General features: G+C 65.0%; 11 protein-coding genes. 5 read left to right on the top strand and 6 right to left on the bottom strand.

Going from position 1 to position 14506, the window contains the following annotated elements; translation table 11 throughout:
• The first annotated feature begins 21 nt into the window (after positions 1–21).
• Positions 22–978: an MBL fold metallo-hydrolase gene (locus ACYCVF_RS23320; RefSeq protein WP_459600649.1), complete on the top strand. Its 957-nt coding sequence runs from the start codon at positions 22–24 to the stop codon at positions 976–978.
• 337 nt (positions 979–1315) lie between these two features.
• On the opposite strand, the gene lepA is transcribed toward ACYCVF_RS23320, so the two are convergent.
• On the bottom strand, positions 1316–3127 hold the full coding sequence (gene lepA / locus ACYCVF_RS23315; RefSeq protein ID WP_459600647.1) for a translation elongation factor 4: 1812 nt from the start codon (positions 3125–3127) through the stop codon (positions 1316–1318).
• Positions 3128–3252: 125 nt separating this feature from the next.
• Here lepA and ACYCVF_RS23310 point away from each other — a divergent pair, with 125 nt between their 5' ends.
• Positions 3253–4878 carry a glycosyltransferase family 39 protein gene (locus ACYCVF_RS23310; RefSeq protein WP_459600889.1) on the top strand — a complete coding sequence of 542 codons (1626 nt, stop codon included), beginning with the start codon at positions 3253–3255 and terminating at the stop codon, positions 4876–4878.
• Positions 4879–4975: 97 nt separating this feature from the next.
• Here ACYCVF_RS23310 and ACYCVF_RS23305 read toward each other — a convergent pair whose 3' ends face one another.
• The 5 genes from ACYCVF_RS23305 to ACYCVF_RS23285 form a co-directional block, all read right to left on the bottom strand.
• Entirely contained in the window at positions 4976–5293 is a 318-nt protein-coding gene (locus tag ACYCVF_RS23305; protein ID WP_459600645.1) for an HPr family phosphocarrier protein, read from the bottom strand.
• Positions 5290–5691: a PTS sugar transporter subunit IIA gene (locus ACYCVF_RS23300; protein WP_024339151.1), complete on the bottom strand. Its 402-nt coding sequence runs from the start codon at positions 5689–5691 to the stop codon at positions 5290–5292. The genes ACYCVF_RS23305 and ACYCVF_RS23300 overlap by 4 nt, the downstream gene beginning before the upstream one ends.
• 133 nt (positions 5692–5824) lie before the next feature.
• Positions 5825–6349 carry an HPr kinase/phosphorylase gene (locus ACYCVF_RS23295; RefSeq protein ID WP_459600642.1) on the bottom strand — a complete coding sequence of 175 codons (525 nt, stop codon included), beginning with the start codon at positions 6347–6349 and terminating at the stop codon, positions 5825–5827.
• Positions 6346–8142: a stimulus-sensing domain-containing protein gene (locus ACYCVF_RS23290; RefSeq protein ID WP_459600640.1), complete on the bottom strand. Its 1797-nt coding sequence runs from the start codon at positions 8140–8142 to the stop codon at positions 6346–6348. The genes ACYCVF_RS23295 and ACYCVF_RS23290 overlap by 4 nt, the downstream gene beginning before the upstream one ends.
• Before the next feature lie 116 nt (positions 8143–8258).
• On the bottom strand, positions 8259–8960 hold the full coding sequence (locus ACYCVF_RS23285) for a response regulator transcription factor (RefSeq protein ID WP_007597749.1): 702 nt from the start codon (positions 8958–8960) through the stop codon (positions 8259–8261).
• 240 nt (positions 8961–9200) lie between these two features.
• Between ACYCVF_RS23285 and ACYCVF_RS23280 the strand changes: the two genes are divergently transcribed.
• The 3 genes from ACYCVF_RS23280 to ACYCVF_RS23270 all read left to right on the top strand — a co-directional run bounded on the left by ACYCVF_RS23280 (position 9201) and on the right by ACYCVF_RS23270 (position 14504).
• Positions 9201–9950 (top strand): HugZ family pyridoxamine 5'-phosphate oxidase, encoded by a 750-nt coding sequence (locus ACYCVF_RS23280; protein ID WP_459600637.1) that lies wholly within the window; start codon positions 9201–9203, stop codon positions 9948–9950.
• A 63-nt stretch (positions 9951–10013) separates the two neighbouring features.
• A complete protein-coding gene (locus ACYCVF_RS23275) occupies positions 10014–12602 on the top strand; it encodes a CHAT domain-containing tetratricopeptide repeat protein (protein ID WP_459600636.1) in 2589 nt (862 codons plus the stop codon).
• Positions 12603–12887: 285 nt separating this feature from the next.
• Positions 12888–14504, top strand: coding sequence for a phosphoenolpyruvate carboxykinase (locus tag ACYCVF_RS23270; RefSeq protein ID WP_459600634.1), 1617 nt, complete (start codon positions 12888–12890; stop codon positions 14502–14504).
• The last annotated feature ends 2 nt before the right edge of the window (positions 14505–14506 follow it).

Below are 14506 nucleotides of genomic sequence, written 5' to 3'. Positions count from 1 at the left end.
CACAGACCTGGAGATTTCGAAATGAACCGAACGATCCGCACCACGCAACAGGAGACGAACATGAATCGACACAACACCTCGCAACTCGCTAAGCCGGAGCCCGAAGAACTGGTCCCGTCGCGCTACGCCTTGAAGGTCGGAGAGATCGACGTGCTGGTGGTCAGCGACGGCGTGCTCCCGCTGCCGACAAAAATGCTGGGACATAACGCCGCCCCGTCCGTCCGAACGGCCTGGCTGAAGGACATGTTCCTGCCGACGGACGCTTTCGACTGGGCCCTGAACGCGGTCCTGGTCCGCAGCGGCGGCAAGACCATTCTCATCGACGCAGGGCTCGGATCTGATCCGGACTTGCACTTGCCGCGGGCCGGGCAGCTGGTCAGGCGACTGGAAGCTGCCGGCATCGATCTCGCGTCTGTGACCGACGTGGTGCTGACCCACATGCACATGGACCATGTCGGCGGCTTGCTCGTCGATGGGGTGAAGGAGCGGCTGCGACCCGACCTGCAGATTCACGTTGCGGCCGCCGAGGTCAGGTTTTGGGAGGCGCCTGATTTCTCCCGTACGGATATGCCGCCGGGCTTTCCCGACGCGCTCCGGGCGGCCGCCGGGCAGTTCACGAAGGCATATCACAATCAATTGCGGCAGTTCGACGAGGAGCACGAGATTGCGCCGGGCGTCGTCGTCCGTCGCACCGGTGGACACACCCCCGGGCACAGCGTGGTCCGCCTGACATCCGGCGGTGACGCGCTGACCTTCGCCGGCGACGCCGTGTTCACGGTCGGCTTCGACCATCCCGACTGGTACAACGGCTTTGAACACGACCCGGAGGAGGCCGCCCGCGTCCGGGACCGGCTCCTGCGGGAGTTGGCGAGGACCGGCGAGCTGCTGGTCGCCACCCATATGCCGTTCCCGTCCGTCGGTCGGGTGGCGCTCGACGGCGACGCCTTTCGGTTCGTGCCGGTGTTCTGGGACTACTGATCGCGTGTCAGGTTCGAGCTGAGCGGGCGGGCGCGAATTCATGAACGCGATGAGTTCGCGTCTCCTCCGCCTTGGCGATCGTCCCTCTGACGGCGGTGGAGTCTGACAGGCCGGCTCGACGGGAGGTGCGACGCGACGGGGGCGATGGTGGCATCATGCGCCTGCTTTGCCCGACGAGTCAAATACTATTCGCAAAAACAGAAGTTTCGAAAAAACTCAATCCCAACAAGGCCCCGTCTACTGTGCATGGGGTTGTTTTCGGGATTTTTGTTTTGCCCGATCCGAATGGCCCGGGCATGACGGGGGCTGATGCGTCTGTGAAAGCGTGAGCGCTTGCTCAGCTATCCACCTTCAGCGCGGCAATGAAGGCTTCCTGCGGGATGTCGACCTTGCCGAACTGCCGCATCTTCTTCTTGCCTTCCTTCTGCTTCTCCAGGAGCTTGCGCTTTCGCGTGATGTCGCCGCCATAGCACTTCGCGGTGACGTCCTTGCGCAGCGCGCGCACCGTCTCGCGGGCGATCACCTTGCCGCCGATCGCCGCCTGGATCGGGATCTGGAACATGTGCGGCGGGATCAGGTCCTTCATCTTCTCGACCATGGCGCGGCCGCGGCCCTCGGCGCGGGTGCGGTGCACCAGCATCGAGAGTGCGTCGACCGGCTCGTTGTTGACCAGGATCTGCATCTTGACGAGATCGGCCGGCTTGTAGTCGGTGAGATGATAGTCGAACGAGGCGTAGCCCTTGGAGACCGATTTCAGGCGGTCGTAGAAGTCGAACACCACTTCGTTGAGCGGCAGGTCGTATTTCACCATGGCGCGGGAGCCGACATAGGTCAGCTCCTTCTGCGAGCCGCGGCGGTCCTGGCACAGTTTCAGGACGCTGCCGAGATATTCGTCGGGGGTGAGGATCGTGGCCTCGATCCAGGGTTCCTGGATCTCCGCGATCTTGACCACGTCGGGCATGTCGATGGGATTGTGGATCTCGATCTCGCTGCCGTCGTTGAGCTTCATCTTGTAGATGACGCTGGGCGCGGTCGCGATCAGGTTCAGGTCGAATTCGCGCGACAGCCGCTCCTGGATGATCTCCAGATGCAACAGCCCGAGGAAGCCGCAGCGGAAGCCGAAGCCGAGCGCGGCGGAGGTTTCCATCTCGAAGGAGAAGCTGGCGTCGTTGAGGCGAAGCTTGCCCATGGCCGCGCGCAGCGTTTCGAAGTCGTCGGCATCGACCGGGAACAGGCCGCAGAACACCACGGGGATCGCCGGCTTGAAGCCCGGCAGCATTTCCGTGACAGGCTTCCTGTCGTCGGTGATGGTGTCGCCCACCCGGGTGTCGGCGACTTCCTTGATCGCGGCGGTGATGAAGCCGATCTCGCCGGGACCGAGCTCGTCCACCTGCTGCATCTTCGGCGTGAAGAAGCCGACGCGCTCGACGTCGTAGGCGGCGCCCGTGCCCATCATGCGCACGCGCTGGCCCTTCTTCATCGTGCCGTCGACGACGCGAATGAGAACGACGACGCCGAGATAGACGTCGTACCAGCTGTCGACCAGCAGCGCCTTGAGCGTCGCGTCGCGGTCGCCCTTCGGGGGCGGCAGGCGGGTGACGATCGCTTCCAGCACGTCGGGAACGCCGAGGCCGGTCTTGGCCGAGATCATCACCGCGTCGGAAGCGTCGATGCCGATGACGTCCTCGATCTGCTGCTTGACCTTCTCGGGCTCGGCGGCGGGCAGATCGACCTTGTTCAGGACCGGAACGATCTCGTGATTGTTGTCGAGCGCCTGGTACACGTTGGCGAGCGTCTGCGCTTCGACGCCCTGGCTGGCGTCGACGACCAGCAGGGAACCCTCGCAGGCCGCCAGCGACCGCGAGACTTCGTAAGCGAAGTCGACATGGCCGGGCGTGTCCATCAGGTTGAAGATGTAATCCTTGCCGTCCTTGGCGCGGTACGAGAGACGCACCGTCTGGGCCTTGATGGTGATGCCCCGCTCGCGCTCGATGTCCATGGAATCGAGCACCTGCTCCTTGCCCGCCATCTCGCGGTCGGAGAGCCCGCCCGTCATCTGGATCAGGCGGTCGGCCAGCGTCGATTTGCCATGGTCGATATGGGCGACGATGGAGAAATTGCGGATGTTGGAAATGGGGACGGTCGTCATGGGCGCGGGATACCACTCACATCCCCGTGCGGCAACCATATTGCTGTAATTTCAGGGCCTTTCTTCACGCAAGCTGATTCCACGGCAGGCCAAAACGCGCTACGCAACGCCTCATGTCCAGGCCCATGTCGACCACCTCGATCCCATCCGCCAGAGCGCGGGCGAAGACCCGCTTGAGTTACGACCGCTTCCGGGCCTGGCTGGTTGCCTGTGCGGTCCGCCCCGACGCGCGGCTCTGGCTGGTGATCCAGTTCGCCATCCTGCACGCGGTGCTCTGGACCTTCATCCTGATCAATCTCAAGGCGGCGCAGGACGTTCACATGGACGTCGCAGAAGCCTATGGCTGGGGCCAGAAACTCCTCTGGGGTTACGGCAAGCATCCGCCGCTGTCGGGCTGGGTGGCCGGCCTCTGGTTCAAGGCGTTCCCGGCGGCGGATTGGGCGACCTACGCGCTCGCGATGACGACGGTGAGCGTCGGCATGGTGATCTGCTGGCTCGTCGCGCTGCGCGTGGTGGATGCGCGACGCGCGTTCCTCGTCGTGGTGATGATCGCTCTCTACCCGATCTTCAATTTCAAGGGCTTCAAGTACAACCCGGACCTGCTCCAGCTCGTCACGCTGCCGCTCCTGGTGCTCGCTTATCTCAACGCCTTCGAGAAACGCAGCTGGCAATCCGGAGTCCTGCTCGGGCTGGCCGGCGCGCTGGCGCTGATGACCAAATACTGGGTGCTGACCATGATCGGCGCCATCGGCCTTGCCGCGCTGATCCATCCCGACCGGTTGCGATTCCTGTCGTCGCCCGCGCCATGGGTGGCGATCGCGACGATGGTCGCGGCGATGATCCCGCACATCGTCTGGCTGGCGGACGTGCATTTCGTGCCGCTGACCTATGCCGGCGACACCTACAGCCTCCAGGACAGCGGCCAGGTGCATCAGCTCGTCGCCGGCTATGTGCTGCATAATCTGGGGCTGCTGGCATTACCGGTGGCGCTCGCGGCCTTGGCCATGGCACTGGTGCCGCCTTGGATCAAGTTGCTGCTGCGCGCCCCCTCGCGCATCGTCACGCGTGCCTGGGCGCGCCGCGGCAATTCCGGCGTCAATCTTTCGCAGGCGCTGAACGTCTGGATCATCCAGGTCATCGTCGCCTTCGGCCCGCCGCTCGGCGCGCTCGTCTTCAGCATCTACATGAAGACCGATTGGGGCATCTCGCTGTTCTTCCTGGTCCCGCTCGCGCTGGTCGCGATCCCGACGCTGCGCGTGCAGGGCGCAGCGCTGTTCAACATCGCCGCGATCTGGCTGGTGCTCAGCGTCGCGACGCTTGCCGCCTCGCCCTGGATCGCCACGCGCGAGATGGCGGCCAACGCCGGCAATACGTCGACCTATGGCGCGCGATCGGAGCTGGCGCGCGAGCTGACCCAGGCCTGGCACGCGCGCTTCGCCTTGCGCTGGGCCGTCGTCGCCGGCACCATGGAGTCGATCCAGCCGATGGTGTTCTACAGCCCGGATCATCCGGCCGCGCTGCTGCCGCTGGAGGCCTGGGATTCCGGGCTGACCTCGCGCGACGACGCCAGGAAATACGGCTTCATCGGCGTGTTCGATCCGACCGACGGTCGTCTGCCTGCCTTCGAGAAATGGGTGTCGGAGACCGCGCCGAATGCCGAGCGCATCGTGATGACGACGCGCCGCTTCACCCACGGCAGGGCGGGCCCGTCGATGAGCTGGAACGTCTACATCGCGCCGCCGGCGAAGTGAGAGAAGGTCATTCCGGGGCGATGCGCAGCATCGAACCCGGAATCTCGAGGTTCCGGGTCTGGTGCTAACGCGCCCTCCCGGAATGACGGTGAGGAGCCTAAACCCCTTCCTCGTTGAACTTGCTCTCGACGAGTTCGGTGATCGCCGCGAGCGCGCCTTCGGCGTCGGCACCTGCCGCCGCAACCGTGATCGTCGTGCCCGGCCCTGCCGCGAGCATCATCAATCCCATGATCGAGGTGCCGCCGACGGTCTCGCCGCCGCGCGTCACCCACACCTGCGCGTCGAAGCGCTCGACCAGCTGGACGAATTTCGCGGAGGCGCGGGCATGCAGGCCGCGCTTGTTGACGATCAGAAGATCCCTGGAGATCGCGCCCGCGGGCACGCCTGCCCCCGCTTGTGGCGCCTCGTCGCTCATTTGCCGGCGAGCACGCGGCTGGCGATGGTGACGTATTTGCGGCCCGCTTCCTGGGCCATCGCGATCGCGTCGGGCAGCGACCGCTCCTCGCGCACCTTGGCGAGCTTCACCAGCATGGGCAGGTTGATGCCCGCGAGCACTTCGACCTTGGGCCGGCTCATGCAGGATATTGCAAGGTTCGACGGCGTGCCGCCGAACATGTCGGTGAGGATCGCAACGCCGTCGCCGGAATCGACGCGGTTGACCGCCTCGATGATGTCGCTTCGGCAGAGATCGGAATCATCTTCGGCGCCGATCGTGATCGCTTCGATTTGCTTTTGTGGACCCATGACATGCTCAAGCGCTGCCTTGAATTCGTCGGCAAGGCGCCCGTGGGTCACAAGTACTAGACCAATCATCGGAAAACTCCTCGCGGGCGCTTTTGGTGCACCGCACGAACGCGCCACTTTGACCATCCAGAGCCCCCGCGCAAGAGGGGATGTTGCGTATCTCCCTGAATCTAGACGGATGGATGAGGGGAGCTGCGCCGGTCTAATCGGTCGCGATAGTGGGGTTCATATGGTTACCATTTCCCTTCGAACAATCGCCGGAGAGGTTAACGGAAGATGAACTCTTGGTAGTGGTCAAGGCGGCGACAACCAGGGGGAGGGGCGAATAGCCGCGGCCAACGGGTATTCGCGGTATTTCGACACCGAGGATGCTTGTTTTTAGGGCTTCGGGCGCCGGCAAGCGTTCCGCATCCGTCGCGTCCAGATCGACCACGAGACCGACGGTCGCATGCTCCACGAAGTCGCAGCGGCGGATCCCCAAGCCGCGGATCTCGATCAGGCCAGCCAAAGCCGGAGCGGGACGGGCCTCAATTTCATGGCCGACTGTCGCCAGATGGACACGGTCATCACCGACCAGGACCGCCCTTTCGACCACGCCGGCGCGGCCTGCCATGATCAAATCAAAGGCAAGGCGGGACTTGCCGGAGCCCGACGGCCCACGGATCAGGACGGCAAAAGTCCCGACCTTGACGGCGGAGGCGTGAACGCTGGGCCCGCCATCGGTCATAGGGCCGGCAGCCGCACCACGAAGCGCGCGCCGGCGACCGTCGGCTCGCCGTCGGCATCCAGCGGGCCGGGGCGGTTCTCTGCCCAGATGCGTCCGCCATGGGCATCGACGATCTGCTTGGAGATCGACAGGCCGAGGCCTGAGTTCTGGCCAAAACCCTGATGCGGACGATCGGTATAGAAGCGCTCGAAGATGCGCTCCAGCGCGTCGTCGCGAATGCCGGGGCCGTCGTCGTCGACCACGATCTCGATCTCGCCGCGCACGCGGCGGCAGGTGAGGCGCACCTTGTTGCCGGCTTCGGAGAATGATTGCGCGTTCGAGAGCAGGTTGGAGACCACCTGCCCGAGCCGTGAATCGTGGCCGCTGACGGCGAAGGTGTCGGTCGGGCCGCGGCCCTCGAAGCGCGTCTCGACCGCAACGTCGTGGCCGAGCTTGGTCTCATTGGCGACGGACACGAGCGTCGTCAGCAGGCGGCGCAAATCGACCGGGATCGCATCCTGGCGCTGCAACTCGGCATCGAGCCGGCTGGCGTCGGAGATGTCGGAGATCAGCCGGTCGAGCCGCTTGACGTCGTGCTCGATCACCTCGAGCAGGCGCGCGCGGCTGGTCTCGTTGCGCGCCAGCGGCAGCGTCTCGACCGCCGAGCGCAGCGAGGTCAGCGGGTTCTTCAGTTCATGGGCGACGTCGGCGGCGAACATCTCGATCGCCTCGATGCGGCTGTACAGCGCGCTGGTCATGTCGCGCAGCGCGCCGGAGAGGTGGCCGATCTCGTCGCGGCGGCGCGTGAAATCGGGAATCTCGATGCGGGCCTTGATGCGGCGGCGGACGCGCTCGGCGCTGTCGGCGAGCCGGCGCACGGGCCCGGCGATCGTGCTCGCGAGCAGGAGCGACAACATGATCATGACGGCGGCGGCGACGCCGCCGACCTTCAGGATGGCGAGGCGCTCGGCGGTGACCATCTGGTCGATGTCGTCGCCCTGGGTCGACAGCATCAGCGCGCCATGGATCGCGCGCGAGCGCAGAACGGGGACCGCGACCGAGACGATCACCTCGCCGCGGGCATTGACCCGCACCATCGAGCGCTTCTGGCCCTGAAGCGCGTCGCCTACCTCCGCATAGCCGTTGCCGTTCTCGGGGCCGAGCTCGCGGTAGAGCGGCAGGTCGCCGCGGTTCAGCCAGGTGCGCACTGCGACCATGCCGCGCTCGACGAAGCCCGGTTTCTCGGCCGGCGGCGGCAGGTCGAAGCGCAGCACGTTTTCGAGGTTGCGGCTGTCGAGCAGCAGGCTGCCGTTCGGATCGTAGATGCGGGCGCGCGTCTTGGTCGGCGAGATCAGGGTGCGCAGCACCGGCGCCACGCGCTCCGGATTGATCGGAAAGTCCAGCGGCGAATACTCGTCCGGACCGCCATAGGTCTCGCCCGGCTTGAGGTCGAGCAACCTGTCGGGATCGATGGTGATGGCGTTGGTCTGCACCGTGGCGGAGGCCGCGATTGCGCCGGCGATGATCTCGGCCTGCACCAGGAGGCTCTGCGCCCGCGCATCGATCAGGCCGGCGCGGAATTGCGACAGGTACAGGATACTCGCCACCAGCGCGACGAGGCCGGCGAGGTTGAGCGAGACGATGCGGCGGGTCAGGCTCGAGAAGGACAGCGCGAAGAAGAACTGCCCGGCGCGTTTCAGCCAGTTCAGCGGTCGCCAGCCCTGCGGCTTGTCTTCGGCAACGTGCTCCTGAACGCCGCCGGATGCGACATCCTCGGCGCTCTGGTTTTGATCAGGCTGCGTTCGGTCAAGCAATGCTTACGTCCGCATTAGGACATTCGTCGAAAAGGTCCCCGCATCCTAGAGCGATCCCGCTCCCGATGGAATCAGAAGCGGCGATGCTCTCGGTCGTCCGTGAAGCTGTGTGAGCCTCAGGCTTCCTTGAAACGGTAGCCGACGCCGTAGAGCGTCTCGATCATCTCGAACTCGTTATCGACCACCTTGAACTTCTTGCGCAGCCGCTTGATGTGGCTGTCGATGGTGCGGTCGTCGACATAGACCTGGTCGTCATAGGCGGCGTCCATCAGCGCGTTGCGGCTCTTCACCACGCCGGGGCGGGTCGCCAGCGCCTGGAGGATCAGGAATTCGGTGACGGTCAACGTCACCGGCTCGTTCTTCCAGGTGCAGGTGTGCCGCTCCGGATCCATGCGCAAAAGGCCGCGGTCGAGCGCCTTGGCGTCGTTCTCCTTCGGCGTGACAGTCGGGTCCTTCGGCGCCGAGCGGCGCAGCACCGCTTTGACGCGCTCGACCAAAAGGCGTTGCGAGAACGGTTTGCGGATGAAGTCGTCGGCGCCCATCTTGAGGCCGAACAGTTCGTCGATCTCCTCGTCCTTGGAAGTCAGGAAGATCACGGGCAGGTCGGACTTTTGCCGCAGACGTCGCAGCGTTTCCATGCCGTCCATGCGCGGCATCTTGATGTCGAGGATGGCGAGATCGGGCTGGGTGGTGCGGAAACCGTCGAGCGCGGAGGCGCCGTCGGTGTAGGTCATGATGCGGTAGCCTTCGGCTTCCAGCGCGATCGAGACGGATGTGAGAATGTTGCGGTCGTCGTCGACCAAAGCGATTGTGGGCATGAGCCTCTGCTTTCTGCTTTCCGTTTGGGTCGTGGCTTGAAACGGCGAGCAATCCAGTGATGCGCCGCATACATGGGTGCCGAAGTGGCGTTCGAACCTTGTCACCGAGCAATGCAAGCTAGGCTGAAGTGTGACCAAGTTCCACGAAACACGGCAGATTCGCCGCGTCTCGACCCATAACCGGGCCCCGGTTTACCCGAAAAAAGGCCCTTCATGCAACCACCTGACCTGAGAAAGCCGATGCAACCGACCTCCGATTTCGACCCCGGCAAGCTCGCCAGATCGCTGCTGCGGCGGTCGCGGCAGGGGGCGCTCGCGACCTTGATGGCCGGCAGCGGCGATCCCTATTGTTCCCTGGTCAATCTGGCCAGCCACCCCGATGGCTCGCCGATCCTGCTGATCTCGCGCCTCGCCGTGCACACCAGGAACATCCTGGCGGACAACCGGGTCTCCCTGATGCTGGATGAACGCGCCGCCGGCGATCCCCTGGAAGGCGCCCGCATCATGCTGTCCGGTCGGGCGGAGCAGGCCGACGCCGAGAGGGATCTTCTCCAGCGGCGGTACCTCAATGCCCATCCCTCAGCGGAAGGCTTTGTATCCTTTAAGGATTTTTCCTTTTTCCGGATCCGGCCCACCGGAACCCATCTGGTCGCCGGCTTCGGCCGGATCGTCGATCTCGAGCCCGAGCAGTTCCTCACGGACCTCACCGGGGCCGAGGATCTGCTGGCGGCGGAAGAGGGCGCCGCCGAGCACATGAATGCCGACCATCGCGACGCCATGAACCTCTATGCGACCAAGCTCCTTGGCGCGGCCGAGGGCGAGTGGCGCTGCACCGGCTGCGATCCCGAGGGCATCGACATGCAGGACGGCCAGGCCGTGCTGCGGCTGGATTTCCCGGAGCGGGTGACTGACGGCACGTCGCTGCGCAAGATGCTGGTCCGGCTCGCTGGCGAAGCACGCAAGAAGATGGACCAGGGCGCAGCGCTTTGAACGCTGCCGCCCATCGCTGCGACCCAAGGCCGTAACGTCTTACGGCTCGCAGCGAGAGGGTTCATGAAACACCGTCGTTTGATGCTGATCGCGGCTGTGGCGCTCGCGATCGCGGCGCTGCCGACGTCCGGCCTCGCCCAAAAGGGGCTCGCCGCGGAGAGCGTGCGGATCAACGCGCTCGTGAGCGCTGGCAGATATTCGGAAGCGCTGCCTTTGGCTCAGGCGATGGTTGCAAGCCTCGAAAAGAGCGACAACGGTCGCGAACTCTCCGCCGCGCTCAACAATCTCGGCCAGGTCCATGCCGGCCAGGGCCGCGACCATCTGGCTGAGCCGATCTACAAGCGGGCCATCGCGCTGATGGAAAAGTCGCTCGGCCTCGACACCGGCTTGATCGCGCCTGAACTGAACAATCTCGCCGCGCTGTATCAGCGGCAGGGCCGCTTCACTGAAGCCGAGCCGCTGTTCAAGCGCGCGCTCGCCGTCAGTGAAAGGAGTCTGTCGCGAGAGCATCCCGACGTCGGCCGGGCTCTGAACAATCTCGCCACGCTCTACGTGAAGCAGGAGCGCTTTGCCGACGCCGAGCCGTTGTTCCGGCGTGCGCTCGCGATCTATCAGAAAGCCGCCGGACCCGAGCATCCAGCAGTCGCCACGGTCCTGAACAACATCGGTCAGGTCGATCGCGACCTCAATCGCGACGCCGACGCCGAGGCCCCGATCAAGCGCTCGCTCGCGATCCGCGAAAAGGTGCTTGGACCGGATCACCCGGACGTGGCGCGCTCGCTCAACAATCTCGCCGGGCTCTATCAGCATCAGAAGCGCTTTGCCGAGGCCGAGCCGCTTTATCGTCGCGCGCTGTCGATTCGCGAGCGTGCTCTCGGGCCTGATCATCCCGATGTCGCGACCTCGACGGGCAACCTCGCCCATTTCCTTCAGGCGACGGGACGCACTGCGGACGCTTTGCCGTTCGCGCAGAAGACGCTCGCGGCCAATCGTGCGCAGCTGCGTGTCGTGCTGCCGATCCTGTTCGCTGCGCGGCAACAGTCGCTGCTGGCGAGCGACAAGGCGCTCGATGACGCGCTCGCGGCGATCCAGCGCGGCACGCAATCTTCCGCCGCGTCTGCCGTGAACAAGCTCGCGGTGCGGCTTGCCGCCGGCAGCGACCGGCTTGCCGAGCTCGTGCGCAAGGACCAGGATCTCGCGGCCGAGTCCGAAGCGCTGGACAAGGCGATCGTCGCTGCGGTGTCGAAGCCGTCCGCCCACCGCGACGTTGCGGCCGAGCAGCGCAGCCGCGCGCGGATCGCGGCGATCGCGAGCGCGCGCAATGGATTGCAGAAGACGCTTGCTGTCGAATTTCCCGACTATGCCTCGCTCTCCAACCCGCTGCCGCTGGCCGTGAAGGATATCCAGTCGCTGCTCTCGGCCGACGAGGCGATGGTGGTCTATTCCGTCGTCGACAAGCAGAGCTATGTCGTCGCGATCACGCGCGAGGGCGTCGACTGGAAGGAGATTCCTCTCGGAGCGGATGTGCTGGCGCGGAAGGTGGCCGCCTTCCGCAAGGGGCTGGACGTCGGCAAGGCGCACGATGCCTCCGGCAAATCCGGCTTGTTCGACCTGGCGCTCGCGAGCGAGCTCTATGTCGCGCTGCTCGGCCCGGTTGAGGCGATGACGAAGGACAAGCGCAACCTGCTGGTCGTGCCGTCCGCAGCGCTGACCGCATTGCCGTTTCATCTGCTGGTCACGGAGACGCCGCAAGCTGCGATCCCGGACCGGCTCGAGGGTTATCGCAATGCGGCCTGGCTGCTGCGGCGTCAGGCGGTCTCGGTGCTGCCGTCGGTGATCAACCTGAAATCGCTGCGCGCCTTTGCCCGCCGGGATCTGGGCGTCAAGCCGATGACCGGCTTCGGCGATCCGGTATTCAACCCTGCCGCCGAAGGTCCTGCCGACCGGCGCGCCGCGAGCGGCAAGATGGCCGCGCGCAGCATCGCGACGATCGCCTATGCCGATTTCTGGCGTGGCGCCGGCGTCGACCGCGCGCGGCTGGCCCAGGCGCTGCCGCAGTTGCCCGATACCGCCGACGAGTTGAACGCGGTGGCAAGAGATGTCGGCGCCGCCGAGGCCGATATCCATCTCGGTCGCGATGCCAACGAAGCGACGGTCAAGCGTGCAGCGCTTGCCCAATACGGCATCATCTACTTTGCCACCCACGGTCTCGTTGCCGGCGACGTCAAGGGACTGGGTGAGCCCTCGCTCGCTCTCTCCATACCGGATCAGCCATCGGAGCTCGACGACGGTCTTCTGACCGCGAGCGAAGTGGCTCAGCTCAAGCTCAACGCCGATTGGGTTGTGCTGTCCGCCTGCAACACCATCGCCGGGGACAAGCCCGGTGCCGAGGCGCTGTCGGGCCTGGCGCGCTCGTTCTTCTATGCAGGTGCCCGCGCGCTGCTGGTGTCGCATTGGGCCGTGGATTCGGAAGCGGCCACCCGCCTGACCACGGCGACGTTCGAGCTGCTCAAGAAAGAACCGAAGATCGGTCGTGCCGAGGCCTTGCGCCGCGCGATGTTGACCTATCTCGACGATGCCTCGTCCCCCCGCAACGCCTATCCCGCGATGTGGGGGCCTTTCGCACTGATCGGCGAGGGTGAAGTTAGATAGGGACGCGGGAGGGATTGTGCGTCGCAATAACCCCACATAACGCGCAAACGCGCGGATGGTTGCGCGATCATTCCCATTTTTTCGATGCGCACGCTCAGAGCTGACATGCGCGAGGTTTGGCGCGGTCCTTGAATAAACCAAATCCTGCGGGATCAGCTTGGCAACGCCAGCGTTCATCAGTTATTAGGTCGTTCAGCCGAGGCCGAATGGCCCATTAATCACGGTGACCGCGATGGCGCCAAACTTGGTCGCGCTGAGTGTCGCGGGTTCTAGGAGGATTTTTTCGTGCAAGAGACGGGCGTGCGCAACGGTGCCTTCGGCGCCGACAAATTCGGCTTAAAGAATCTCAAGCAGGTTCACTGGAACCTCGGTGCGCCGCAACTCTATCAATACTCGCTGGCAGCGGGTGAGGCGGTGCTGTCCGCCGACGGCGCGCTCTGCGCCGACACGGGCGAGTTCACCGGGCGCAGCCCGAAGGACAAGTTCACGGTCCGCGACGCCACCACCGACAAGAAGATGTGGTGGGCCGGCAACCAGTCGATCACCGCCGAGCAGTTCGAGACGCTCTATCAGGACTTCCTCAAGCACGCCGAAGGCAAGAAGCTGTTCGCGCAGGACCTCTATGGCGGCGCCGATCCGGCCTACCGGATCAAGACACGCGTCTTCACCGAGCTCGCCTGGCACTCGCTGTTCATCCGCACGCTGTTGATCCGCCCCGAGGCGATCGAGCTGTCGACCTTCGTGCCGGAGCTCACCATCATCGACATGCCGAGCTTCCGCGCCGATCCTAAACGCCACGGCGTGCGCTCGGAGAACGTCGTCGCGATCGATTTCGCCCGCAAGATCGTCCTGATCGGCGGGTCTTATTATGCCGGCGAGATGAAGAAGTCGGTCTTCACCACGCTGAACTATTATCTGCCCGAGCGCGGCGTGATGCCGATGCACTGCTCGGCCAATGTCGGCGCCAAGGGCGACACCGCGATCTTCTTCGGGCTATCCGGCACCGGCAAGACCACGTTGTCCGCCGATCCCAACCGCACGCTGATCGGCGACGACGAGCACGGCTGGGGCCCGAACGGCGTCTTCAATTTCGAGGGCGGCTGCTACGCCAAGTGCATCAAGCTCTCGAAGGAGGCCGAGCCTGAGATCTTTGCTGCCTCGACCCGCTTCGGCGCGGTGCTCGAGAATTGCGTGCTCGACGAAGACACCCGCGTGGTCGATTTCGACGACGGCTCCAAGACCGAGAACACGCGTTCGGCGTACCCGCTCGACTTCATCCCGAACGCCTCGCGCACGGGCCGTGCGCCGCAGCCGAAGAACGTGGTGATGCTCGCCGCCGACGCCTTCGGCGTGCTGCCGCCGATCGCAAAGCTCTCGCCGGCGCAGGCGATGTATCACTTCCTGTCCGGCTACACCGCCAAGGTTGCCGGCACCGAACGCGGCCTCGGCAACGAGCCGCAGCCGGAATTCTCCACCTGCTTCGGCTCGCCCTTCCTGCCGCTCGATCCATCCGTCTACGGCAACATGCTGCGCGACCTCATCGCCCAGCACAATGTCGATTGCTGGCTTGTCAACACCGGCTGGACCGGCGGCAAGTACGGCGTCGGCTCGCGCATGCCGATCAAGGTGACGCGCGCGCTGCTCACCGCCGCGCTCGATGGCTCCTTGCGTAACGTCGAATTCCGCACCGACAAATATTTCGGCTTCGCGGTCCCGACCGCGCTGCCGGGCGTGCCGGCCGAGATCCTCAATCCGGTCAACACCTGGAAGGACAAGGACGAGTTCGACAAGACCGCGCGCGCGCTGGTCGGCATGTTCCAGAAGAACTTCGCCAAGTTCGAAGCCCAGGTCGACGCCGAAGTGCGCGCCGCCGCGCCGGACGTGAAGCTCGCGGCGGAGTAATT

This window comes from Bradyrhizobium cedriense (assembly GCF_054602315.1).
This window is presented reverse-complemented; position numbering and strand designations above follow the sequence as displayed.